The sequence below is a fragment of the Microbacterium sp. SGAir0570 genome (assembly GCF_005491085.2).
In the GTDB taxonomy this organism is placed as follows: Bacteria; Actinomycetota; Actinomycetes; order Actinomycetales; family Microbacteriaceae; genus Microbacterium; species Microbacterium arborescens.
The window spans coordinates 1767405-1791329 of record NZ_CP027929.1 but is presented as its reverse complement, the minus strand read 5'-3'; the positions used below and the strand labels follow the sequence as shown (position 1 = coordinate 1791329).

Genomic DNA, 23925 nt, shown 5'->3' with positions numbered 1-23925 from the left:
GGTGCCGCAGTAGGCTCGGAGGATGACCGAAGCACAGCGCACCCCCACGCCGATCGACCGGATCGCCGATGCGTGGGTCGACACTCTGGCAGAGCTCTCACCCGGGCTCGCGACGTACATCGGCCGTTTCGAGCACAACGCACGACTCGACGACTACTCGCCGGCCGGCACCGCCCGAGCCCTCGAGGTCGCTCGCGGCACTCTCGCCGCCCTCGAGGCAGCCGAGCCGACCGACGACCTCGATGTCGTCACGAAGGCCGACCTCTCCGGCGATCTGCGTCTGCAGATCGAGCTCGCCGAGGCCGGCGCGCACCTGCGCGACGTCAACGTCATCGCCTCGCCCGCTCAGGAGATCCGGAACACCTTCGACCTCATGCCCACGGCCACGGTCGACGACTGGAGCGTGATCGCCGCGCGTCTGGGTGCGGTTCCGGCCGCGATCGACGGCTACATCGAGACGCTCCGCGAAGGTATCTCCCGAGGCATCGTCCCGGCGCGCCGTCAGGTTTCCGAGGTAGCCACGCAGATCGGTCGTTACACGGCGGACACCGGCTTCTTCGCGACGTTCGCCGCTGAGGCCGCGCCCACCGAGGGGGGCCTGCCCGCGTCACTGGCCCGTGAGCTCGCCGACAACGCGAATGCGGCTCGCGTCGCCTACGACGCGCTCGCCTCGTTCTTCACCGGCGAGCTGCTCCCCGAGGCGGGCGAGAGCGACGCGGTCGGGCGCGAGCTGTACGCCCTGCACTCCCGCCGTTTCCTCGGGGCCACGATCGACCTCGACGAGACCTACGAGTGGGGCCTCCAGGAGCTGGCCCGCATGGTCGCCGAGCAGGAGTCCATCGCGAACGAGATCCTCCCGGGTGCGACCGTGGAAGAGGCGGTGACGCACCTCGAGAAGGACGAGTCGCGGAAGCTCTACGGCACCGAGGCTCTGCAGAAGTGGATGCAGGAGACGAGCGACCGGGCCGTCGAAGAACTGGGTCGTACCCACTTCGACATCCCCGAGCCCATCCGCACGCTGGAGTGCATGATCGCCCCGACCAACGAGGGCGGCATCTACTACACGGGCCCGACCGACGACTTCTCGCGCCCCGGTCGCATGTGGTGGTCGGTGCCGGAGGGCGTCGACTCGTTCGACACCTGGCGCGAACTCACGACGGTGTATCACGAGGGCGTCCCCGGTCACCATCTCCAGATCGCGCAGGCGGTGTACAACCGTTTCGAGCTCAACTCGTGGCGCCGCCTGCTCGCCGGATCGAGCGGCCACGCCGAGGGCTGGGCGCTGTACGCCGAGCGCCTGATGGAGCAGCTGGGCTACCTCGACGACCCGGCAGACCGGCTGGGCATGCTCGACGGCCAGCGCATGCGGGCCGCTCGCGTCGTCCTCGACATCGGTGTGCACCTGGGCAAGGAACGCCCCGACGGTGAGGGCGTGTGGGATGCGGACTACGCGCTGGAGTTCATGAAGCGCAACGTCAACATGCCCGAGGAGTTCATCCGCTTCGAGGTCAACCGGTATCTCGGCTGGCCGGGCCAGGCGCCGTCGTACAAGGTCGGTCAGCGCATCTGGGAGCAGATCCGCGACGACTTCGCGGCGCGGGCGGGCGACCGGTTCGACGTCAAGGCGTTCCACATGAAGGCGCTGCGGCTCGGCGGTGTCGGGCTCGAGACGTTGCGCATGGCGCTCGCGCAGAACTGACAGCACCGACGACGGGGCGGGAATACTCTTCCCGCCCCGTCGTTGTATGCGGATGAATGAAAGGTGGGCCCCCATGACCGCGACATCCGTCCAGTTCGCCCTCGACACGTTCGGTGACGTCACCCGCGGCGCCGACGGCGAGCTGCTCTCCGACGCCCAGACCATCCGAAACGTCGTCGACCAGGCGGTGCTCGCCGACGAGGTCGGCCTGAGCTTCTTCGGGGTGGGGGAGCACCACCGGCGTGAATTCGCCGTCTCGAGTCCCGAGATGGTGCTCGCCGCCGCCGCGGCGCGTACGAAGGAGATCCGCCTGGGCACCGCGGTCACGGTCCTCTCGAGCGACGACCCGGTGCGCGTCTACGAGCGTTTCGCGACCCTCGACGCCGTCTCGAACGGCCGTGCCGAGATCATCCTCGGGCGGGGCTCGTTCACCGAGTCGTTCCCGCTGTTCGGGTTCGATCTCGCCGACTACGAGATCCTCTTCGAGGAGCGCCTCGACCTCTTCGGACGGCTGCGGTCCGAGCAGCCCGTCACCTGGCAGGGTCGGACTCGACCCGCGCTGACGGACGCGGATGTCTTCCCGAAGACCGAGAACGGCCTCCGTGCGTGGGTCGGCGTCGGCGGCTCGCCCGAATCGGTGCTGCGAACCGCCCACAACGGGTACGGCCTGATGCTGGCGATCATCGGCGGCGGTGCGGCGCGGTTCCGGCCGTACGTCGATCTCTTCCACCGCACGCGGGACGCGATGGGCGCCGATCGGCTGCCCGTCGGGGTCCATTCTCCCGGCCACGTCGCCGACAGCGATGAGCAGGCCTGGGAGGAGCTCTTCCCGGCGATGAAGGTCAACCGTGACGCGATCGGTGCCGAGCGTGGCTGGCCGCCGTATTCGCGCCTGCAGTTCCAGCACGATCTCGGCCCCGACGGCGCCGTGTACGCGGGCTCGCCCGAGACGGTGGCGCGCAAGCTCGCCCAGACGATCCGCACGCTGGACCTCGACCGGTTCGATCTGAAGTTCTCGCACGGGACGCTCGCGCACGAGAGCATGATGCACTCGATCGAGCTCTACGGCACCAAGGTCGCTCCTCTCGTGCGAGAGATGCTCGCCGACGACTGACCGGGTGGCGCGCGAGGTCGTCGCGGATCAATAGCATGGTCGAATGACCGATACCGCGACGCCCTCGGTGGCGCGCCGACTCGACGATCTGCCTTTCGGTCGTCGGCACCTGCGGATCCTGACCGGATCCGGACTGGGATGGGCCCTCGACGCGATGGACGTCGGGCTGATCTCGTTCATCATCACGGCGCTCATCGCGCAGTGGTCGCTCGACACCTCGCAGGCGTCGTGGATCGCATCGGCCGGGTTCGCGGGCATGGCGATCGGCGCGAGCGTCGGCGGGCTGCTGGCAGACAGATTCGGTCGGCGCTCCGTGTTCGCGGTCACGCTTCTCGTCTACGGAGTCGCCACCGGCGCGAGCGCTCTGGTCGGCGGGCTCGCGATGCTCCTCGTCCTGCGCTTCCTCGTGGGGCTCGGTCTCGGCGCCGAGCTGCCGGTCGCGAGCACGTATGTGAGCGAGTTCGCGCCCGCCCGCATCCGCGGCCGGGTCATCGTCATCCTCGAAGCCTTCTGGGCCGTCGGCTGGACCGCGGCCGCACTGATTGGCTACTTCGTGATCCCGCAGGTCGACGAAGGATGGCGCTGGGCATTTGTCGTGGGCGCGATCCCCGCGGTGTACGCGCTGGTCGTGCGCTGGGGGCTCCCCGAGTCGGCCCGGTGGCTCGAACGCCGCGGCCGGCACGCCGAGGCCGAGGCGGTCGTCCGGAGCTTCGAGACGACCAGCGCGACCGCGTCGCGCGAGGTCAGCGTCTCCGCCGGCCCGGAAACGATCGCCGCGCCCGCCGCCGTGTCGTCGACCGGCCGGCTCCGGGCGCTCTGGTCGCCGGAGTTCCGCGGCCGCACCGCGAGCCTGTGGCTGGTCTGGTTCTGCGTCAACTTCTCGTACTACGGCGCCTTCATCTGGATCCCGACGATCCTGTACACGCAGGGTTACGACCTCGTGCGTTCGTTCGGGTTCACCCTGATCATCACTCTCGCTCAGCTCCCTGGCTACGCCGTCTCGGCCTGGTTGATCGAGGTGTGGGGCAGACGCCTGACCCTGTCGGTGTTCCTCATCGGCTCCGCGGCATCCGCCGTCGTGTTCGGCACGGCCGGGACCGAGGCCGTCATCATCGGCGCAGGTATGGCGCTGTCGTTCTTCAACCTCGGCGCCTGGGGTGCGCTCTACGCCGTGACGCCGGAGATGTACCCGACATCGCTGCGCGGCACCGGTGCCGGATGGGCCGCGGGTGTCGGCCGGATCGCATCCATCCTCGCTCCGCTGTCGGTGCCGCCCCTGCTGATGTGGGGTGGCGCGCCCATGCTCTTCGTCGTGTTCGCCATCTTCTTCGTGCTCGCCGCCGTCGGCGCGTGGGGACTCGTCGACCGCAGGGGAGTGTCGCTCGATGACCGCTGAATCACAGGTGCGCTACGTGGCCATCGGCGACTCGTTCACCGAGGGCGTGGGAGACGAGCTGCCCGACGGCGCCGTGCGCGGCTGGGCCGATCTCGTCGCCGCCGGCTGGGCGGACGCGACGGGGCGACCCGTGCAGTACGCCAACCTCGCGATCCGCGGCAAGCTCGTGCGGCCCATCGTCGACGAACAGCTCGAAGCCGCCCTCGCGCTGCGCCCGACCCACCTGTCGTTCAACGGCGGCGGCAATGACATGCTGCGCCCGCGCACGTCGATCGCGCATATCGTCGACGCCTTCGCGCAGGTGCTGCGCCGGTGCGACGAAGAAGGCGTCAGCCTCATCCTGCTGTCGGGCGCGAACCCGTCCGCGCAGCTGCCGCTGGGAGGCCTCATCAATCGGCGCGGCGATGCGCTCTCGGATGCCGTCGTCGAGCGCATCGCGGATCGCGACGACGTCGTCCGCGCCTTGAACTGGTATGACCGGGCCCTGACGCATCCGTCGTACTGGTCGGCCGATCGGCTCCACATGAACGCCCGCGGTCACCACCGCGTCGCCGCTCGGGTTCTCGGTTCCCTGGGTCTCGAGGCGCCGGGGGAGTGGTGGTCGCTTCCCGTCGACGAGCAGCCGCCTGCGCTCGCGCGCGGCGAGTACTTCCGCGAGCACCTCGCTCCCTGGGTCCGTCGGCGACTCACCGGACGTTCATCCGGCGACAACCGGCAACCGAAGTTCGGCTCCTGGATCGAGGTCGCGCCGCGCTCGTGACACGCCGCGAGAGCCGGTGTCAAGCCGGTGCACGGTGCTGCGCCCACGCGCCAGGATCGACGGGTCCGCACACCCGAAGGGAACTGACATGAGCATTGGTGCCGGAATCGCTTTGTTCGTCATCGGCGCGATCCTCGCGTTCGCCGTGAACGTCGAGGTCGAGTGGGTGAACCTCGACCTCATCGGCTACATCCTGATGGGTGCAGGAGCCCTCGTCTTCCTCATCGGCCTCATTCTGATGGTGCGCCGCCGCCAGACGGATACCGTCAGCCGCACCGCCGTCGATCCCGCCAGCGGCCAGCGCGTCACCCGCAACAGCACGAGCACGTCGGGCGACCCCATGCTCTGATGCATCTGCTGCGAAACGGCCGCGGTGGGCTTACGCCCGTCGCGGCCGTTTCGGTAGGTCCATCCCGATGTGGATACGGGTGCGCTTGCGCTCGATCGCGATGAACGTACCGCCGATGAGCCACAGCGGCACCTGGGTGAGGAACGCGACGCGGAACGCCTCGAGCGAGTACGTCGCCGGTGTTCCGGCGCCCTGCAGGTCGAGCGCCACCCCGATGCTGAACACGGCGATGAGTGCGGCGAGGAAGCCGCCGGCGTTCGTGAGCCCCGTCGCCGTGCTGAGGCGATGCGAGGGATTGTGCGTGCGGGCGTGGTCGAAAGCGATCATCGAGGCCGGCCCCCCGGTGGCGAGGGCGATCGCCAGAGCCACCAGCAGCCACGCCGGCGCGGTCCCGGGCCAGAGGATCACCGCCGTCCAGGCGACGAGCTGGACGCCCACGGCGGGAAGCACGAGCGCTCGCGATCGCAGGTTGGGGATGCGGCGAGAGAGCTCGCCCATGATCGGCCCGAGCGCCATACCGGCGAAGACGTAGAGCGTCGTGATGAGCGTCGCTTCGGACTGCGTGCGTCCCTCGCCGGCGGTGAGGAACGGAATGCCCCACAGCAGGATGAACGCCGTGCCGGCGAACGGGGTCGTGAAATGCGACCAGAACGCCAGCCGGGTACCCGGATGCGCCCAGGCCGCGCGGATGCCGACTCCCGTGTCGACGCTCGAGGTGACGACGCGGATGGCTCCGGTGTCGGTGTCGACGCTGACGTCGCGATCGACCTCCGGCGGGTGGTTGCGCACGAGCAGGAACACCAGGACGGCGAACAGGACACCCAGTCCCGCGACGCTGCCGAAGGTCACCGACCAGCTGGTGGCGTGCAGGAGAGCTGAGAGGGGGATGACGGCGACGAGCTGGCCGGCCTGACCGAGGATGCCGGTCATCTGCACCATCAGCGGCCCGCGCTGCGCCGGGAACCAGGTCGCGACGAGTCGGAGGACCGCCGGGAAGATGGCGGCGTCGCCGGCGCCGAGGAGCATGCGCGCGACGATGGCGACCCCGACGCTGGGGGAGAGGGCCATCGTCAGTTGGCCGACCGCCATGAGGATCATGCCGATGGTCATGATGGGGCGCGAACCGTATCGATCGAGCAGGACGCCGATGGGGATCTGCATCCCGCCGTAGACGGCCAGCTGGACGACGGCGAACATCGACAGCGTCGCGGCATCGGCCTGGAAGCGCTCGGCGGCGTCGACGCCCACGGCCGCGAGCGACGTCCGGTTCGTGATGGACAGGACGTACGCCGCCACACCGGTTCCCCAGACGAGCCACGCCCGGAGCCCGGGGCCGCTCATCCGTGCTGCGGCCGTCATCGGCCGATCCGTCGGAGCAGGGGAGGCGCCGGGAAGATCACCCTTCTACGCTACTCCGGCGTCGGCGTCTACCCGCACGGCCCGCGGTGTCCGGTGCCCCGGTCGTTCTGCCATGATGCGGAGCATGAGTGCTCCGGTGGTCCCGCGATGACCGCGCTGTCGGCTCTCGAGACCGACGCCGCGATCCTCGTCGAGCACGTCGCACGGCGTGAGCAGCCGGCCGACGGCGAGACGGTCGCGCGGCTTCGCGCGGAGTTCCCGAGATTGCACGGGCTGTTCCGCGCGCTCTACGGCGATCGCGCGACCTCACTCGAGTCGCTCCTGACACTCATCGACGCCGTGCTCGATGCACGTGCCGATCGGCCCGCCGAACTGCGGCGACTCGACCGCGACCGCGCGGCGCGGCCGACCTGGTTCGAATCGGAGCGGATGCTCGGCGGTGTCTGCTACGTGGACCGGTTCGCCGGTGACCTCGACGGCGTGCGCAAGATGATCCCGTACTTCCGGGAGCTCGGTCTCACCTATCTGCACCTCATGCCGCTGTTCGCCAGCCCAGAAGGTGACAACGACGGCGGATACGCGGTCTCGGACTATCGCACCGTCGACCCGGCTCTGGGGACGATGGCCGACCTCCGCGCGTTGGCCGCTGATCTCCGTGACGCGGGGATCTCCCTCGTGCTCGACTTCATCTTCAATCACACCTCGAACGAGCACGAGTGGGCGACGCGCGCCCTCGCCGGCGACCCGGTGTACGAGAACTTCTATCTGATCTTCCCCGACCGCGAGCTTCCTGATGCGTACGAGCGGACCACGCGCGAGATCTTTCCAAACGACCATCCGGGCTCGTTCGTGCCGCTTCCCGATGGCCGGTGGATCTGGGCCACCTTCTACCGGTTCCAATGGGATCTCAACTACGCGAACCCCGACGTATTCACGGCGATGGCGAGGGAGATGCTGTTCCTCGCGAACCAGGGTGTCGAGATCCTCCGGATGGATGCGGTCGCCTTCATCTGGAAGCGTCTCGGGACGACGTGCGAGTCACTGCCCGAGGCTCACCTGCTCCTGCAGGCGTTCAACGCGGTGCTGCGCATCGCGGCGCCGGCGGTGCTGTTCAAGTCCGAGGCGATCGTCCACCCCGACGAGGTGCAGGACTACATCTCGCCCGACGAGTGCCAGCTCTCCTACAACCCGCTGCAGATGGCGCTGACCTGGGAGGCGCTGGCGACCCGTGACGCCCGGCTGCTTCAGCTCGCGCTAGACGAGCGCCACGAGCTTCCTCCCGGGACCGCGTGGGTCAACTACGTCCGAAGCCACGACGACATCGGTTGGACGTTCGCGGACGAGGATGCCGCGCGCTTCGGGATCGACGGCGGGCCGCATCGGCGCTTCCTCAACGACTTTTACATCGGCCGCTTCGCCGGCTCGTTCTCGCGGGGCTTCCCGTTCCAGGAGAACCCGCGCACCGGCGATGCCCGGATCGCAGGCACAACGGCCTCGCTGGCGGGGATCGCGGCGGGCGACGACGGCGGTGAGGACCGGGTGGTGCTCGCGCATGCGCTCGCGATGTCCACCGGCGGCATCCCGCTGCTGTACCTCGGCGACGAGGTGGCGCAGCTCAACGACGACACGTTCCAGGACGACCCGGCGCGGCGAGGAGACAGCCGGTGGGCGCACCGGCCCGAGCGACCCTTCGAGCGGTACGAGGAGCGGCGGGACGAGTCCACGGTTGCCGGACGGGTCTTCACGCGGCTCCGGCACCTGATCGACGTGCGCCGAGCCACGACGGAGTTCGCCGGGAACGAGCTCATCCCCTTCCACACCCCCCACGCCGCGGTCGTGGGGTTCATACGTCCGGCGACGGATGAGCACGGGGGAGCGGTGCTCGTGCTCGCCAATGTCGCTGACGAGCCGGCGGCGATCCCCTCCGAGACCGTGAGCGGGCTGGATGAGTCGGCGTGGGACCTCATCCGGGACTCCGCGGTGGGGCTCGGGAGCGGGCTCGTGCTGCCGGCGCACGCGTTCGTGTGGTTGCGTGTCCGCCGGCTGTGACGCGGGCTACACCGTCAGAGGACGTCCTCGAGTATCAGCTCGCGCAGAGTGACGCGTCGAAGGTCCCGGGCGGTGACGACCGTGCCGTCGCCGAGGTTGCTGCGGCCGCTGAGGTGCTCCGCGATACGGCGCGCCACGAGCGCGCGGTCCTGGTCGTCGTCCAGGACGATGCCGACAGCGGTCAGGTCGCGGCCCAGCGAATTGCTCGAGTGAACGCTCGCGTGGTCGATCAGCTCGCTCGCGAAGGCGCGGCCTTCGTTCAGCCGACTCGCGGCGTGGACGACGGCGACGAGGATGCGCGGTGACACGCGGCTCAGCTCGCGTTCCAGGAGTGCGTCGACGTCGGCGATGCACGCCGGGAGCTCGTCGGGGGAGTCGGGGAGCGACACCCCGATCGTGAGTGCATCGGGCCGGTGATCCGGCGTCGAGACCTGCGTCAGTGCGTCGATGATGTCGGCATCCAAGCCGGCGATGTGCATGGCCGTCTCCCTTCGTCGCGCTCCATTCGAGCGAGGATGACCGATTACTGTACCAGCTGGACGGTACGAATGCAGGTCGGCGCGACGAGGCTCACCCGGAGGTGACCAGAATGCGACCCGGGCCGAGGGGAACCAGGGGGGAGCGATAGGAGAGGCCGGTGTCCGCGGGATGCAGCACCACTCGAGCCTCGCCGAACCGCCACAAGCGATTGAAGAGGAAGACGGTGATCTCTACGGCCTCGTCGTCGGGCACGAGCCAGGTGCCGACGCCCCATTGCGCGGGCTGTCCGCGGCCGTCGATCACGACCGTCGGTCGGACGCCGGGAATCAGGTGCAGCATCGGCCGGCGGAGATTCAGCGTGACGCGTCGTCCCTTCGATGCGGCGTCGCCGGTCACGCTCGTTCCGCGCGGGGGTGTGTCGGTGTCATCATCGCACCACGGTATCGGCAGGCGCGGCGGTCACCTACCGGCGGTCCGACCCCGATACGCAGTTATGGGCGTCTGCGGCGGGCGACGAACGCGATTCCGAGAAATAGCAACAGCATGCCGGCGTGCCTCCGTGCGAAGACATCAGACGAGGACAGATGCGGCTCCAGGGGCTGGCCCCAACGCGGAAATGACATAATGTGCATTATCGGATCAACTGACACCGGAAGTGGGTCTGGTTGGATGACGGAATGCAGCCAAGACAGTCTGTGCTCGTCCCGGGTGATCGGGTCGCGGTGCTGTCCCCGTCATTCGCGGCGCCCGGTTTCGCCCCGGCGGTGCACGAGCAGGCGTTGAGCCGCATCCGTTCGGACCTGGGTCTCGTACCGGTCGAGTTCCCGACGACCCGTGAGCTCGGTGCCAGTCCTCAAGCACGCGCCCGTGACATCGGCGCGGCGTTCGCGGATCCGACGATCGCTGCGGTCTTCGCGACTCTCGGCGGAGACGATCAGATCACCGTTATCCCGTTCCTGGATGCAGGCGTGATCCGGGACAACCCTAAGCCCTTCTTCGGATACAGCGACAACACGAACCTTCTCAACTGGCTCTGGCAGTTGGGGGTATCCGGTTACTACGGCGGGTCGACGCAGGTTCACCTCGGCGCCGGACCCGGCATCGACGAAATTCATCTCAGGTCGCTTCGTGCGGCTCTGTTCACCGGAGGCGAGATCGAACTCACGAATCCCGCCGAGTCCGAGGACTTCGGGCCGGACTGGCGATCTCCGGCGGCGCTCATCGAGTTCGGGACACGGGAACCCGCCGAGGACTGGACCTGGTCGGGTCCTCGGCGAACCGCGGAGGGAACCACCTGGGGCGGTTGTCTCGAAGTGATCGACCAGATCGCCGTAGCGGGCCGCATGCCGAGGCTCGAGGATCTCCGCGGGTCGATCCTCATGCTGGAAACCAGCGAAGAATCGCCGCCTGCGACTCTCGTCAGGCGATGGATCCGAGCCCTCGGCGAACGCGGCATCCTCGGAGTGGTCGACGGGGTGATGGTGGCGCGTCCCCCGGTGAGCGCTCACGACAGGGTCCCTGTACATGACGAGCGCCGGCGGCTCCGGGCCGAGCAACGCGACGTCGTGCTCAGCGAGGTGACGCGCTACAGCGAAGACGCCGTCATCTGCATCGGCGTGCCGTTCGGACACACCCGCCCGCAGTGGGTCCTCCCCTACGGCGGCAGGGTGAGACTCGACGGACGCAGGCGTGGTGTGACGGCGCTCTACGGTTGAGCTCGGCGCAGGCGCCCGCAGGAAGACGGCACCAGCTCACACCCGTGGGACGAGCGCGCGACCGCGCGGCCGTCCTGACGGCAGCCCGCCGCTGACCGCGAGAGCGCCGAGGACCGTTGCCGTGATCGTCGACACCGTGAGAAGAGCCGACGCGAGCGTGCGCTCCGATCCCGATGCGTACGATGCGCACAGCGCGACGGCGGTGATCACCGCCAGCAGGATCAGGACGGGTGTGAGTCCGCGCAGTCGACGCTGTGCTGTCGTGAGCACGGCCGAGCCGCGTTCCCGGCGATGACGGGCTGCGCTGACCAGGAGCGCAGCGATCGTGCACCAGAAGCCCACGACGAGACTCGCCGTGACGACGTCGCTCGGTCGGTGCCAGCCGGCGGCGATGACGCCCATGCCGGCGACGGTGGCCCACACGACGAGCACAGGCGCGAGGACGAACTTCATCCGCGTCGGGGCGGCGAACAGCGCGGCGCAGGCTGCCGCGATCGCGATGGTCGCATGACCCGACGGCAGGGAGTTGTGGTAAGTGCCCCAGCCGCTGGCGAGATCGGGGCGCGCGATGATGTCGTGCTTGAGCACCTGCGTCACGATGCTCGCGCCGACGAAGACGACCGACGCTGCGCCCGCCTCCGCGAACCGGCGGGTGACGAGCGCCGTTGTGATGCTGACCACCATCGTCACGGCCGCCACGATGAGGATGTAGTTGGCGCTCACGTGCTGCGCCGCCAGCAGGATCGGGTTGCTCGACGATGTCGTGGCGACCATCGCCGCCTGATCGGCGTGCTGTCCGGAGGTCGTGAACACGCACACCGCGATCGTCACGGCGATAGCCGCCAGCTGGACGGCGGCCAGCGGGATGTAGCGCACGCTGCGTCTCATGTCGTCACCTCTTCCACGTCTGAACAACCGTACGAACCGGAGCCTGTGAGCGGGGTCAACGCCTACCCGCACTCCCCTAGGCTCGAAGGGTGCAGGTCGTGACCGGGTTCGTCGTCGTCGGGGTCGCGATCGTCGTCGGTTACGTCATCGGCCGCATCGATCTGCTCGGACCTCACGGCCGTCCCGTGCTCGCGCGCCTGATCTTCTTCGTGCTGTCGCCGTTCCTCATGTTCGTCGTGCTCTCGCAAGCCGACGTGTCGACCCTGTTCTCCGCGTTGCTGCCCGTCTCAGCGATCGCCGCCGTCTCGATGTTCGTCGTCTACGCGTTGATCGCGCGGCTCGTGTGGCGCCGCTCGGTCGGCGAGACGCTCATCGGCATGCTCTCGGCCGGGCAGGTGAACTCCAACAACATCGGCATCCCGCTGTCGCTGTATCTGTTGGGGTCGGCCGCGTTGCCGGCGCCCGTCATCCTGATGCAGCTGATCGTCTTCACCCCGATCACGATGGCGATCCTCGAGGCCGTCACGACCGGACAACGCAAACCGTTGCCGATCTTGAAACGGACCGTCGGCAACCCGATCGTCATCGCCTCGGTGGCGGGAGTGATCGTGTCCGTCTCGGGCCTGCGGTTGCCGCCGATCGTGCTCGACCCGCTGCAGCTGATCGCGGACGCCTGTGTGCCGGTGCTCCTGATCGCGTACGGGATGTCGCTCCACGGACAGCGCGTGCTGTCTGCATCCGGCCGTCGCCGCGACATCCTCCTGGCATCGGGGCTCAAGCTCATCGCGATGCCCCTCGTCGCCTGGGCGGTCGCCGCGCTCGCGTTCGGCCTCTCCCCCGCCGACACGTTGGCGGTCACGGTCCTCGCGGCCCTCCCTACCGCGCAGAACGTCTTCAACTTCGCCCAGCGCTACGACATCGGCGAGACGATCTCGCGCGACACCGTGTTCCTCACCACGCTCGGCTGCGTCCCCGTACTCCTCGCCGCGACCCTGCTCCTCGGCTGAGCGCCTCTCGCCCCGCGCCACTCCCCCGGCGCTGCACCGCGCGCTCTGATGCCGCTTCGTCATGTCCAGTAGCGTGAGGCGAGACGGGAGCGTCCGACTTCCGTGAAGGAGGCCCTGCCATGACAACTGCGGAGAACATCGCCGAACGATTCATCCGATCGCTGCGGACATCGTTGATCCTGACCGGCGTCCTCACCCTGGTTCTCGGCCTGCTGATCCTCATCTGGCCCGGGCGGACGGCCCAGGTGCTGACGGGCATCATCGCGGCGTACGCGATCGTCGCGGGTGTCGTCTACGCCGCGCTCGGCGTCTTCTCGCGGACGAAGGACGGTTGGGCGCGCGTCGGACACATCGTGCTCGGCATCTTCTTCGTGGTCGTCGGCGTCGTGGCGTTTGCCAACCTCGCCGCGTTCACGGTGTCGTTCGCTGTGTTCCTCGGCGTCCTGGTGGGCATCATGTGGATCATCGAGGGCGCGGTGTCGTTGTCCGTCGTCGGTGAGTCATCGTCGCGAGGCTGGACGATCGCGTTCGCGATCCTCTCGATCATCGCCGGCGTCATGCTGCTGTTCACGCCGCTGTGGGGCGTCATCGTGCTCTGGTGGCTGCTTGGCATCTCCGCTGTCGCCCTCGGAATCGTCAACATCATCCGAGGGCTCTCGCTGCGCCCCTGACAGCTGGGGGCGTCACACCGGGAGGTGGCGCCCCCACCAGTCGAGGATGGCCTCGAACCGTTCCACGCGGTGTCGGGGCCGTCCCGAGCGGGTGAGCTCGTGGTCCTCGCCGGGGAACACCAGCAGCTCGGCCTCCGTGCCCTGCCGACGCAGGGCGGTGTAGTACCGCGTCGCCTGTTCGAGCGGGCATCGGAAGTCCAGCTCGGAATGGATGACGAGCGTGGGGGTTGCCACGCGGCCGACCATGGCCATCGGGCTCTGCGCCCGGATCGCGGCAGGATCGGTGCCGACGTACTCGTCGCCGAAGAACGAGCCGATGTCGCTCGTTCCCTGGAAGGTCTCCGGGTCGAGGAAACCGCGCTCGACGATCGCCGCGGCGAACCGGTGGTCGTGCGCGATCGTCCAGGCGGTCAGATAGCCGCCGTACGACCCGCCCATGATTCCGACCCGTCCACCATCGAGCCGTGCCTCAGAGGCGACTGCTCCGTCGAGGAACGCGAGAACGTCGACGAGGTCGTCGGTGCCCATGCGCCCGCGGATGCTGCGCCCGTGAGCGCGACCGTATCCGGCGCTGCCCCGCGGATTGCAGTACACGACGGCGTAGCCGGCATCGACCAGCACCTGCGTCTCGTCGAAGAGATGGATGCCGTACGAGGCATACGGGCCGCCGTGGATCTGCAGAAGCACGGGGAACGGGCCATCGCCCTCGGGTGTCGCGACCCATCCGTGCACACGATAGCCGTCGGGGGCCGTCACCTCGAGCTCGCGCGGAACGACGAACCCCGCTCGGCTCGCGGCATCCCCGAAGGAGGTCAGCAACCGCGCCTCCACGCCGTCGGCGTCGAGGAGAAGGAGCTCGCCGGCCGACCGGTTGGTCGCGACGGCGCAGACGATTCGCCGGCCTGCAGCGTCAGCGCCGTGGCCGGTCACCTCCATGCCCCGGCGCAGGCGCACGGCGGCGCCGTCGCGCGAGACGCGGAGCAGGTGCACCTCTCCGCGGGTGCGGTTCTGCACCAGGAAGTCGTCGCCCACTGCCGTGATGTGCGAGCCCACTTCCCCGAGGTCGATCGTCTCGGGATCGGTCAGTCTCCGAGGGCCATCGCCCTCGAGGATCCACAGCGCGACGCCCGGCGCGACGAAGTCCGTGCCATCTGCGCCCGCGTCGGAGGCGAGGAGGGCGATGCTGCCGTCGGGGGCGACGGCGACGTCGGCGATCGAGAGGGTCGCTGGCAGCACCACGCGCTCCCCCGTTCCATCGACGCTGATCGCGATCAGGGGCGAGCGGAGGTCGCGACGTTCGCGCTCGATCTCATCCGTGGTGGTGAGGATCTCCGAGCCGTCGGCGGTGAAGACGACGCCGTCGTGGGAGAGCTCGCCCGAGGTCAGCTGGCGCGCCTCCGCCGGCACGCGCGGTGCAGGCGCGGACGAGCCTCCCTGCGGCTCGGGGGCGGGAGCGTACGCGGGCTCGGAACCGAGGTCCGGTGCGGCGACGACGAAGACCTGAGCGGGGCGGTCCGCGATGTAGCCGATGCCGTTCGCATGCCACCGGACGCCCGTGATCCGCCGAGGAGATTCTGCTTCGGCGGCGAGTCCTTCCACCGAGCCGTAGCGGCCCTGCTCGGGAATTCGCGCGGTGAAGGCGAGGAGATCGCCCGCGGGTGACCACGCGAACGCCCCGACACCGAGGGGCGCGTCGGTGACCTGGACGGGCTCCGAGCCGGATGCCGCGATCACGTGGATCTGCGGCTTACCGCCGGCGTCGCCGCGGACGAACGCGACACGACGGCCGTCCGGCGAGAGGCGCGGCGAGGAGTCGGCCACGCCGCGGGTGAGCCGGTGAGCCTCGCCCGAGGGCAGCTCGATACGCCAGAGCTGTCCCACGTTCCGGTTCGCCGAGATATCGGGCCGTGACGTCGCGAACACGGCGAACGAGCCGTCGGGGGCGACCGTCGGACGCCCCACGGCGATGAGAGCCTCGATGTCCGTGGGGCGCATGGTCACTCGCCGCCGAAGGACGAGATGTCCCCGACGAGACGGGTGTTGTCGGAGGGGATCGGCTCGACGGCGGCGAGGGCGATCTCGGCGGCGAACTCCGACACGTTGTACAGCTTGCCGGCCGACTCGCGCCGCGTGGCGATCGCCCCCGGATTCGCGCGCTCGAGCAGGGTCGCGGTGATCGTGCCCTCGATCATGTCTCCCGACACGACGACGAATCCGATGCCGCGCTCGGAGAGCTCGCCGACGCGCTCGCGCAGAGCGTCCTCGCCGGCCCGCTTCGACAGGGCGACGGCCTCGTACTCGGGCATCGTCGGGGTCGTGCGGATGAAGTGAGCCTGGTGACTGGTGACGAACACCACGCGTGACCCATCCTCGAGCAGCGGCAGCGCCGCGTCGAGGGTGCCGAGCTGCGCGTCGCGGTTGAGGGTGAGGGCGTAGTCCTCGGCCATGCCTCCCTCCATGCCGCCGGATGCGTTCAGCACGAGCAGATCGAGGTGGCCGAACGTGTCGCGCACAGCGGCGAACATCTCGTCGACCGAGGCGCGATCGGTCAGATCGGCTCCGACGACGAGCACCTCGACGCCGAGGTCGCGGAGCTCGGCCGCGAGCTTCTCGGCCCGGGGCGCCTTGTTGCGGAAGTTGATGACGACGTTCGCCCCCGCCTGCGCGAGGTACCGCGCTGTGTCGGCGCCGATGCCACGCGACGATCCGGTCACCAGTGCCGTGCGACCGGTGAGGGTTCCGGCGGGAAGGGGCTGAGTCATGTGACGCTCCTGCGGGGAAGAAAGGCTCTCGGCACGGCGGGCCGCCGGCACCGCACGAGCCTATCAACCGGTCCGGATCGCACCCCCGACTGATAGGTTCGGGATGAGGGACGAAGGAGCGCCGATGTTGCCCGATCTCACGCAATACCTGTGGATAGCGTGGCTCGTGCTGGCCCTGATCTTCGTCATCGTCGAACTGCTCACTCTCGAGTTCACGTTCCTGATGCTCGCCGGCGGCACGCTCGTCGGCGGTCTGGGCACGAACCTCCTGTCCGCTCCGTGGTGGCTGCAGGTCGCCGCGGCGGCCGCCGTGTCGGCACTGCTGCTGTTCACCATCCGTCCGCTGCTCCTTCGCGCCCTGCATCGCAGCAGTCAGCACATACCGACCAACGTGGACGCTCTCGCGGGCCTCGGCGCTCGCGTCCTGGTCCCGTTCGTCGACGGGGCGGGCGCGGTCAAGCTCGACAACGGCGAGACGTGGACTGCTCGACTCGTCGACGACAGCGCAGACGTGTCCGTCGGCGCCCGCCTCGTCGTCCGCGCCGTGCGCGGCGCGACCGTCGAGGTCGGCATCCCCTCCCCCGACCCGAAGGAGAACACCCGTGGTTGACGTCGGCGCTTTCGTGGGGCAGATCTTCGTGATCGTCCTACTCGTCGTCCTGGCGATCTTCGTGATCGTCGTGCTTTTCCGCTCGATCCGGATCATCCCGCAGGCCTATGCGGGCGTCGTCGAACGGCTCGGCCGCTACCAGCGCACCCTCTCGCCCGGGCTGAACCTGCTGGTGCCGTTCATCGACCGGGTCCTGCCTCTCGTCGACATGCGTGAGCAGGTCGTGTCGTTCCCGCCGCAGCCGGTCATCACCGAAGACAACCTCGTCGTCTCGATCGACACCGTCGTGTACTTCCAGGTGACCGACGCCCGTGCCGCCACCTACGAGATCAACAACTACCTGGGCGCCGTCGAGCAGCTGACGACCACGACGCTGCGCAACGTCGTCGGCGGTCTGAACCTCGAGGAAGCCCTCACCAGTCGCGACAACATCAACGGGCAGCTGCGCATCGTGCTCGACGAGGCGACGGGAAAGTGGGGCATCCGAGTATCGCGCGTGGAGCTCAAGGCGATCGATCCGCCCACCTCGATCCAGGACTCGATGGAGAAGCAGATGCGCGCCGAGCGCGACCGTCGTGCCGCGATCCTCACGGCCGAAGGGTCCAAGCAGTCGCAGATCCTCGAGGCGGAGGGCCGTCGTCAGGCGGAGATCCTCAAAGCGGAGGGCGACAAGCAGGCCCAGATCCTGCGCGCCGAGGGCGAGTCCGCGGCGATCCAGTCGGTGTTCCAGGCGATCCACGAGGGCAATCCCGACGAGAAGCTCCTGGCGTATCAGTACCTGCAGACGCTGCCGAAGATCAGCGACAGCGCGTCGAGCAAGCTGTGGATCATTCCGAGTGAGTTCACCGAGGCGCTCAAGAGCATGAGCGCCGGGTTCGCGGGTCGCCGCGACGACCACCCGACCCCGTCGGCGGAGCGGTCGGCGCCGCCCGCACCGTGACGCACCCCTACTTCGCATCGGAGCGCCCGAGGATCCTGGCGCACCGCGGGTTCGTGCCGCCCGACTCCGAAGGCATCGTCGAGAACACCTTCGCCGCGTTCGCGGCCGCCCACGCCCTCGGCGTGCGCTACGTCGAGTCGGACTGCCACCTGAGCGCCGACGGCACGGTGATCCTCTTCCACGACGCCGACCTCTCGCGAGTGACGGGCGACCCCCGTCCCATCGCTGATGTCGGCGACCGAGAGCTGGAGGCGCTCATGGCCGACCGCGGGGGGCTGGTGACGCTCGCTCAGGCGCTCGACGCCTTCCCCTCGCTGCTGTTCAACCTCGATGTGAAGGCCGACGCGGCGGCGGAGAGGGTCGGCCAGCTGGTGGCTCCGTACGCGGATCGGGTTCTCCTCACGAGCTTCTCGGATCGAACGCGCGAACGTGCGCTCCGAGCCGCTCGCGCCGCCGGCGGACGACCGGCGACATCTGCGGGAACGATCCGGATCGCGGCGCTCGTCGCCGCCGTCGCGTCAGGTGTGCCATGGTTGATGAGTCGTGCGCTGCGCGGCATCGACGCGGTACAGGTTCCCGAGCGCCGGGGTCTTGTCCGCATCGTCTCCCCCCGAATGATCCGCGCGGTCCACCGTGCGGGTGTCGAGATGCACGTCTGGACGGTCAACGATGCGGACGGCATGAGACGCCTGCTGGCGGCCGGCGTCGACGGCATCGTCACGGACCGAGCCGACCGCGCCATGACCGTCGCGGCGGGAGAGCGCTGAATACCCCGACACGCTGAACATCGGCTGTGAAACCCCGATGACGAACCGTTGTTCGGATGATGCACACAGCTGCGCACGTTACAACTGATAGCCGACGAGAGGACCACACAATGGCAGACCGCAGCTTGCGCGGCATCCGACTCGGCGCCTCGAGCCTACAGAGCGAAGAGGGCGTCGTCTTTCACGACCGGGTCAACCACACGTATGTGTGTTCGCGCTGTGAGCACGAGACCGTCATGACGTTCGCCGCTGACGCGGAAGCGCCCGAGACCTGGGAGTGCCGCGCGTGCGGCGCCGAGGCTCTCCTGCGCGTGGGCGAGGGCGTCGTCGAGGTCGATCACTCGGGCGACAAGGCCGCCCGCACGCACTGGGACATGCTGCTCGAACGCCGCACGATCCCCGAGCTCGAGGAGCTGCTCGAGGAGCGTCTGGCCATGCTCCGCGAGCGCCGCGGCTCCCGTCTGAGCGCCTGAGCCTCCAGCTCTGAGCGAATGCCGTCGTCCCCTCGGGGCCGACGGCATTCTCATGTCCGGGACGCGCCGGTCGAGCGCCGCCTCGCGATCGCGACGGCGACGCCGCAGACGACGAGCGCCAGGATGCTCCCCCACCCGAGCACGACCTGCACCGCTCCGCCGATGATCACGGCGGGCGTCAAGCCCGTGCGCAGGGGCACGTCGGTGATCATCGCACCGGCTTCCGCCGCCGGTAGGCCGTCGATCTCCGTGCCATCGGGCGCGATGACCTGGCTCGTGCCGACCGTGGAGATGTTCACGACCGCCCGGCCGGTCTCGATCGCGCGCATGCGTGCGAAGGCGAGCTGCTGGAGGTTCTCATCGGTGTCCCGGAAATCGGCGTTGTTCGTTTGGAAGACGTAGACCTGGGCCCCGTCACGCGCGCCCGTCCAGATGACGTCGTCGTAGAGCACGTCGAAGCAGATCGCGAGTCCTACCCCGACTCCCGAGACATCCATGAACGGAGGATTCGTGCCCGGCGTGTACTCGCGCTGGATGAGACCGATGAGGTCGGGGACGATCAGCTCGAAGAACCACCGGTCGGGGACGTACTCCCCCATGGGTACGGGCCGTGATTTGTCGTGGATCGCGACGGGATTATCGGCGCCGGCCCGCCAGAGCATGGAGGTGTTGTAGATGTCGTCGCCGCGCTCCGTCGCGGCGTTGACCAGCAACGGCGCCCCGATGCGCTCTGACAGCCGATCGAGCGTGTCGGCGACGGACGCGTTCGACAGCGGGTCCGCGTCGATCCCGCCCTCGGGCCAGACGAGCAGATCCATGGGTTCGTCGATGATGGGCTGCGTGGCCTCCAGCTGCGACCGCAGAACGCCGTACGCCTCGCGGGAGTCGAAGTATCCGGCCGGACCGTCGCCCTGGACCGAACCGATGCGGTAGGTCCCGGCATCCGTGGTCGGGAAGGCGGGCACGGCGACGAGAACGACCGCGACGACGGCGGCGGGGACTGCCGTCCGGATGTCGCGCAGCCTGCCGAGCCGGAGCCACTCGATGCCGGCGGACGTGACGAAGACCATGAGGAACGTCAGGCCTGCCACCCCCGTCCAGGACGCGATGTGGGCGAGCGGGCTCTCGGACTGGCTCATCCCGATCCGGGCCCAGGGGAAGCCGGTGTAGGGCCACGACCCCATGAAGAGCTCGCGAGCCGTCCACAGCCCCGCCACGAGGGCGGGGAGGGCGACCAGTCGCCCTGCCATGCCGGGCAGCAGACGCGGGACCCAGCGGTACGCCAGGGCGATGGGGATCGAGCCGACCGCGAAGAAGAGCGTCTCGATGCCGGCGAGTCCGAACCACGGGATGGGTCCGAGATAACGGGTGATCCACGAGATGTGGATGAAGTAGAAGGACGCCCCGAAGACGGCTCCGACCGCGAGTGCACCCCACGACGAGCGCCCGATCAGACCGACGAGGGCGAACGCGACACCGACGAACGCCAGCGGCCACCACCCGATGTCGGGGAACGCGGCGTCCAGGACCGCACCGCCGACGATGGCGCCGATCAGTGCCAGCCACAGCGGTATCAGAGGCCGCGCGGCGGCCGGAGACGAGTCGGGCACGTGTTCGAGCCTAAACGGCGGAGTAGGCCACGATGCCGCGGCGGACGGCATCCAGCGCCGCACGCGCCGTCCGTGCCACGTCGGGGTCGGCGACGAGGGAGAGCTGATCCAGGAGATCGATCGTCTGCTTCGCCCAGCGCACGAAGTCGCCCGCGGCCATGTCGGCCTCGAGCAGGACGCGGTCGAGCATCACGCCGCGTGCCCACGAATGCATGGCTTTCGCGAGGCCCGTCGCCACCGGTTCGGTGCCGGGCAGGCGGTGGTCCTGTTCGAGGTCGTCGAGGACGGCCCACAGCTCCTGCGTTTCGGCCAGTGCTGTTCGGAAGGCGCCTCGCGGAAGCCCGTACTCGCCGGGACCGTCGCCCTCGCGGCGCGGCTCGTACACGAGACTGCACGCGAGGGCCGCCAGACCGGCCGGATCGAGGTCGCGCCACAGACCGCGGCGGAGCGCCTCGGCCACCAGGAGGTCGCGCTCACCGTAGATCCGACGCATCGTCGAACCCGCCGACGTCAGGACGGTGGTGCCATCGGCCCCGACGGTGACGTAATCGAGCGCCGTCAGGACGTCGACCACTCGGTCGAAAACGCGCGCGACCGTTCCGGTCCGGGTGTCGATCTGCTGCCGCACCTTCTGCACGTCACGGCGCAGCCGCCAGTAGCGTTCCGCCCACCGGGCGTGGTGCTCCCGATCCGGGCAGTCGTGGCAGGGATGCCGCTGCATCCGCTTACGCAGGCCCGCCAGCTCGTCCTGACGACGCTGTCGGATGCGGGCCGGCGCGGTGCGGTCGTTGCGGTTGAGCTTTTCGAGGTCGCTGAGCTCCCGACGGATGCCGGAGTACTCCGCGAAGTCCCCCCGATCGCACGTCATGGAGCGGGCGTAGCCGTCGAGCGTCTGTTCCTTCTCCTTGACCTGGCGCGCAAGCCCGACGACCGATCGGTCGGCCTGGAACTGGGCGAACGACGACTCGAGGATCTCCCGCGCCCGGTCGCGACCGAAGCGATCGATGAGATTGACGGCCATGTTGTAGGTGGGGCGGAAGCTCGAATTCAGCGGATATGTGCGACGCGATGCCAGCGCGGCGACCGCCTGCGGGTCGAGCCCATCGCTCCACTGGATGACCGCGTGCCCCTCGACGTCGATGCCCCGCCGGCCGGCGCGTCCGGTCAGTTGGGTGTACTCGCCCGAGGTGATCGCCACGCGCGCTTCCCCGTTGAACTTCTCGAGCTTCTCGAGGACGACGGTGCGGGCAGGCATGTTGATGCCCAGTGCCAGCGTCTCCGTCGCGAAGACGGCCTTCACCAGCTTGCGCTGGAAGAGCTCCTCGACGACCTCCTTGAACGCCGGAAGCAGACCGGCGTGGTGGGCCGCTACGCCGCGCTCGAGGTTGTCGCGCCATTCCCAGAAGCCCAGGACGGCGAGATCCTCCTGAGCGAGCGCGCGGGTGCGCCGGTCGACGATCGCCCGGATCTCGTCGCGTTCCTCGGCCGTCGTGAGTCGCAGGCCCGACCGGCGCACCTGCTGCACGGCACCGTCGCAACCGGCGCGGCTGAAGATGAAGAAGATCGCCGGAAGCAGGTTCGACCGGCCGAGAAGCTCGACGACAGCGGGACGATCGATGCGCTCGAGGCGCTGCAGCGCCGACGGGCGAGCCGGCGCGGTGCCCCCGCGGTGCTTGCGATGCGCTTCGCGGCCTCCTCCGCTGCGGTGAGCGTGCGCGCGGCGGTTGTTCTCGTAACGCTGGCCCTGGGGCGAACGCAGCCGCGTCAGCTCCCGGTTGACCTGCGCCGTCGCGACGCCGGCGCGATCATCGAAGAGCGGAAGGAGGTCGCCGCGCACCAGGACGTGCTGTTCGAGAGGAACGGGCCGGATCTCGGAGACCACGACCGCGGTGTCGCCTCGAACGGTGTCGAGCCAATCGCCGAACTCCTCGGCGTTGGAGACGGTCGCCGAGAGCGCCACCATCCGTACCGACGGGTGGAGGTGGATGATGACCTCCTCCCACACGGCCCCGCGGAAGCGATCGGCGAGATAGTGGACCTCGTCCATGACGACGTAACGGAGGCCGCGCAGGGCCGGCGAGTCGGCGTAGAGCATGTTCCGGAGCACCTCCGTGGTCATGACCACGATGCGAGCGCTGCCGTTGATGTTGGTGTCGCCGGTGAGGAGGCCGACCTCGTCCTCACCGTAGACGTCCACCAGCTCGCGGAACTTCTGGTTCGACAGAGCCTTCATAGGGGTCGTGTAGAACGCCTTGGTGCCGGGCTCGAGCATCGCGAGGTGCATGGCGAACTCGCCCACGATCGTCTTGCCGGCGCCCGTCGGGGCGGCGACGAGCACGCTCCTGCCGTCCTCGAGGGCGTGGCATCCGGCGACCTGGAAGGGGTCGAGGTCGAAGCGCTGCATGCCCGCGAAGGCGGTGGTCAGCGGATGCGCCCGCGCAGACTGCGCCGCCAGGAAGCGCTCGGCGGGACTGGAGTCGCTCACGCGAGCGGATCGGTCGTCGGAGGCGGACCGGGAACGGTCAGCTCGGGCGCGCGGCGCGACCGTCGCAGGTCGAGCAGGAGCGAGAGGGCCGCGGCGGCGAAGTAGAGGACGGTCAGGATCGAGGCCAGCATCAGCATGCTCACGATGTCGGCGGCCGGTGTTGCGAGGCCCGAGAATACGACGGCGATGAGGATGGCGACGCGCCACCCCTTGAGGATCGCCTTGCCGCTCATGATCCCCGCGAAGTTCAGGGCCACGAGGAACACGGGGATGATGAACGCGACACCGACGACGAGCAGCAGCTTGAAGACGAAGTCGTAGTAGTACTTGCCCTCGTAGAAGTTGGCGGAGGCCTCCGGCGAGAACGTTGCCATGATCTCGACGATGTGGGGCATCACGAGCCATCCGGTGTAGACGCCCGCGAAGAAGAGCGGAACAGCGGCGGAGACGAAGCCGACCGTGTACCGGACTTCTTTGCGCGTGAGCCCCGGCATGAGGAAGGCCCAGATCTGCCAGAGCCAGATCGGAGCGGAGAGGATGATGCCGACGGAGAACGAGATCCGCAGCCGCATGTCGAACGGGCCGGTGATCGTCGAGTACATCAGCTTGACGGCTTCGGTGTCGCCGCGCTGCTCAGCGACGACGCGGATCGGCTCGGTCATCGCCCAGATGATCCAGTCGGTGAGGAAGAACGACACCACCATCGACGCCACGAGCGCGAGCGCCGAGATGATGAGGCGTCGTCGAAGCTCGATGAGGTGCTGTCCGAGGGACATGCGCTTGTCGCGCCG

Annotated in this window: 22 protein-coding genes; 13 read left to right on the top strand and 9 right to left on the bottom strand. The window is 68.9% G+C overall.

What is annotated here, in order from left to right; all coding sequences use genetic code 11:
• Positions 1-22: 22 nt before the first annotated feature.
• The 5 genes from C1N74_RS08570 (at position 23) to C1N74_RS08550 (ending at position 5318) form a co-directional block, all read left to right on the top strand.
• Positions 23-1699 (top strand): DUF885 domain-containing protein, encoded by a 1677-nt coding sequence (locus tag C1N74_RS08570; RefSeq protein ID WP_137750360.1) that lies wholly within the window; start codon positions 23-25, stop codon positions 1697-1699.
• 73 nt (positions 1700-1772) lie between these two features.
• A complete protein-coding gene (locus C1N74_RS08565) occupies positions 1773-2813 on the top strand; it encodes an LLM class flavin-dependent oxidoreductase (RefSeq protein WP_137750359.1) in 1041 nt (346 codons plus the stop codon).
• A 43-nt stretch (positions 2814-2856) separates the two neighbouring features.
• Positions 2857-4209 (top strand): MFS transporter, encoded by a 1353-nt coding sequence (locus C1N74_RS08560; protein WP_064956552.1) that lies wholly within the window; start codon positions 2857-2859, stop codon positions 4207-4209.
• Complete coding sequence (locus C1N74_RS08555; RefSeq protein ID WP_181405507.1) at positions 4199-4969, top strand: SGNH/GDSL hydrolase family protein; 771 nt, start codon at positions 4199-4201, stop codon at positions 4967-4969. The genes C1N74_RS08560 and C1N74_RS08555 overlap by 11 nt, the downstream gene beginning before the upstream one ends.
• Before the next feature lie 88 nt (positions 4970-5057).
• Positions 5058-5318 carry a DUF6458 family protein gene (locus C1N74_RS08550; protein WP_137750358.1) on the top strand — a complete coding sequence of 87 codons (261 nt, stop codon included), beginning with the start codon at positions 5058-5060 and terminating at the stop codon, positions 5316-5318.
• A gap of 30 nt (positions 5319-5348) precedes the next feature.
• Here C1N74_RS08550 and C1N74_RS08545 read toward each other — a convergent pair whose 3' ends face one another.
• Positions 5349-6677 (bottom strand): nitrate/nitrite transporter, encoded by a 1329-nt coding sequence (locus C1N74_RS08545; protein WP_023950654.1) that lies wholly within the window; start codon positions 6675-6677, stop codon positions 5349-5351.
• Positions 6678-6824: 147 nt separating this feature from the next.
• On the opposite strand from C1N74_RS08545, the gene C1N74_RS08540 reads away from it, so the two are divergent.
• Positions 6825-8726: an alpha-amylase family protein gene (locus C1N74_RS08540; protein WP_137750357.1), complete on the top strand. Its 1902-nt coding sequence runs from the start codon at positions 6825-6827 to the stop codon at positions 8724-8726.
• Between the two features lie 14 nt (positions 8727-8740).
• Here the strand turns inward: C1N74_RS08540 and C1N74_RS08535 are convergent, their stop codons facing one another.
• Together C1N74_RS08535 and C1N74_RS08530 are read right to left on the bottom strand one after the other, a co-directional pair.
• Positions 8741-9205: a hypothetical protein gene (locus C1N74_RS08535; protein ID WP_023950656.1), complete on the bottom strand. Its 465-nt coding sequence runs from the start codon at positions 9203-9205 to the stop codon at positions 8741-8743.
• Between the two features lie 91 nt (positions 9206-9296).
• On the bottom strand, positions 9297-9602 hold the full coding sequence (locus tag C1N74_RS08530) for a hypothetical protein (RefSeq protein WP_023950657.1): 306 nt from the start codon (positions 9600-9602) through the stop codon (positions 9297-9299).
• Between the two features lie 281 nt (positions 9603-9883).
• Between C1N74_RS08530 and C1N74_RS08525 the strand changes: the two genes are divergently transcribed.
• Positions 9884-10921: a S66 peptidase family protein gene (locus C1N74_RS08525; protein WP_137750356.1), complete on the top strand. Its 1038-nt coding sequence runs from the start codon at positions 9884-9886 to the stop codon at positions 10919-10921.
• Positions 10922-10957: 36 nt separating this feature from the next.
• Here C1N74_RS08525 and C1N74_RS08520 read toward each other — a convergent pair whose 3' ends face one another.
• Positions 10958-11809 carry a phosphatase PAP2 family protein gene (locus C1N74_RS08520; RefSeq protein WP_084670279.1) on the bottom strand — a complete coding sequence of 284 codons (852 nt, stop codon included), beginning with the start codon at positions 11807-11809 and terminating at the stop codon, positions 10958-10960.
• Between the two features lie 89 nt (positions 11810-11898).
• Between C1N74_RS08520 and C1N74_RS08515 the strand changes: the two genes are divergently transcribed.
• Together C1N74_RS08515 and C1N74_RS08510 are read left to right on the top strand one after the other, a co-directional pair.
• Positions 11899-12816: an AEC family transporter gene (locus C1N74_RS08515; protein WP_023950668.1), complete on the top strand. Its 918-nt coding sequence runs from the start codon at positions 11899-11901 to the stop codon at positions 12814-12816.
• Between the two features lie 119 nt (positions 12817-12935).
• The gene (locus C1N74_RS08510) at positions 12936-13487 is read left to right on the top strand and encodes an HdeD family acid-resistance protein (protein ID WP_137750355.1); all 552 of its coding nucleotides are present in this window, start codon (positions 12936-12938) and stop codon (positions 13485-13487) included.
• A gap of 12 nt (positions 13488-13499) precedes the next feature.
• On the opposite strand, the gene C1N74_RS08505 is transcribed toward C1N74_RS08510, so the two are convergent.
• Positions 13500-15482 carry a S9 family peptidase gene (locus tag C1N74_RS08505; protein WP_137750994.1) on the bottom strand — a complete coding sequence of 661 codons (1983 nt, stop codon included), beginning with the start codon at positions 15480-15482 and terminating at the stop codon, positions 13500-13502.
• A gap of 2 nt (positions 15483-15484) precedes the next feature.
• Entirely contained in the window at positions 15485-16249 is a 765-nt protein-coding gene (locus C1N74_RS08500) for an SDR family oxidoreductase (protein WP_071918086.1), read from the bottom strand.
• Positions 16250-16373: 124 nt separating this feature from the next.
• On the opposite strand from C1N74_RS08500, the gene C1N74_RS08495 reads away from it, so the two are divergent.
• The 4 genes from C1N74_RS08495 to C1N74_RS08480 all read left to right on the top strand — a co-directional run bounded on the left by C1N74_RS08495 (position 16374) and on the right by C1N74_RS08480 (position 19039).
• Entirely contained in the window at positions 16374-16859 is a 486-nt protein-coding gene (locus C1N74_RS08495; RefSeq protein ID WP_023950676.1) for an NfeD family protein, read from the top strand.
• Complete coding sequence (locus tag C1N74_RS08490; RefSeq protein WP_023950679.1) at positions 16852-17799, top strand: SPFH domain-containing protein; 948 nt, start codon at positions 16852-16854, stop codon at positions 17797-17799. Before C1N74_RS08495 ends, C1N74_RS08490 begins: the two co-directional genes overlap by 8 nt.
• Positions 17796-18566 (top strand): glycerophosphodiester phosphodiesterase family protein, encoded by a 771-nt coding sequence (locus C1N74_RS08485; RefSeq protein WP_023950681.1) that lies wholly within the window; start codon positions 17796-17798, stop codon positions 18564-18566. Before C1N74_RS08490 ends, C1N74_RS08485 begins: the two co-directional genes overlap by 4 nt.
• 110 nt (positions 18567-18676) lie before the next feature.
• A complete protein-coding gene (locus tag C1N74_RS08480; protein WP_023950683.1) occupies positions 18677-19039 on the top strand; it encodes an RNA polymerase-binding protein RbpA in 363 nt (120 codons plus the stop codon).
• A 50-nt stretch (positions 19040-19089) separates the two neighbouring features.
• Here the strand turns inward: C1N74_RS08480 and lnt are convergent, their stop codons facing one another.
• Genes lnt through tatC form a run of 3 tightly spaced genes read right to left on the bottom strand, consistent with a single transcriptional unit; the run spans position 19090 to position 23910 of the window.
• Positions 19090-20649, bottom strand: coding sequence for an apolipoprotein N-acyltransferase (gene lnt / locus C1N74_RS08475; RefSeq protein WP_258317896.1), 1560 nt, complete (start codon positions 20647-20649; stop codon positions 19090-19092).
• A 10-nt stretch (positions 20650-20659) separates the two neighbouring features.
• Entirely contained in the window at positions 20660-23134 is a 2475-nt protein-coding gene (locus C1N74_RS08470) for an RNA helicase (RefSeq protein WP_023950687.1), read from the bottom strand.
• Positions 23131-23910, bottom strand: a complete 780-nt coding sequence (tatC, locus tag C1N74_RS08465) for a twin-arginine translocase subunit TatC (RefSeq protein ID WP_052007547.1) — start codon at positions 23908-23910, stop codon at positions 23131-23133. Before tatC ends, C1N74_RS08470 begins: the two co-directional genes overlap by 4 nt.
• Positions 23911-23925 lie beyond the last annotated feature (15 nt).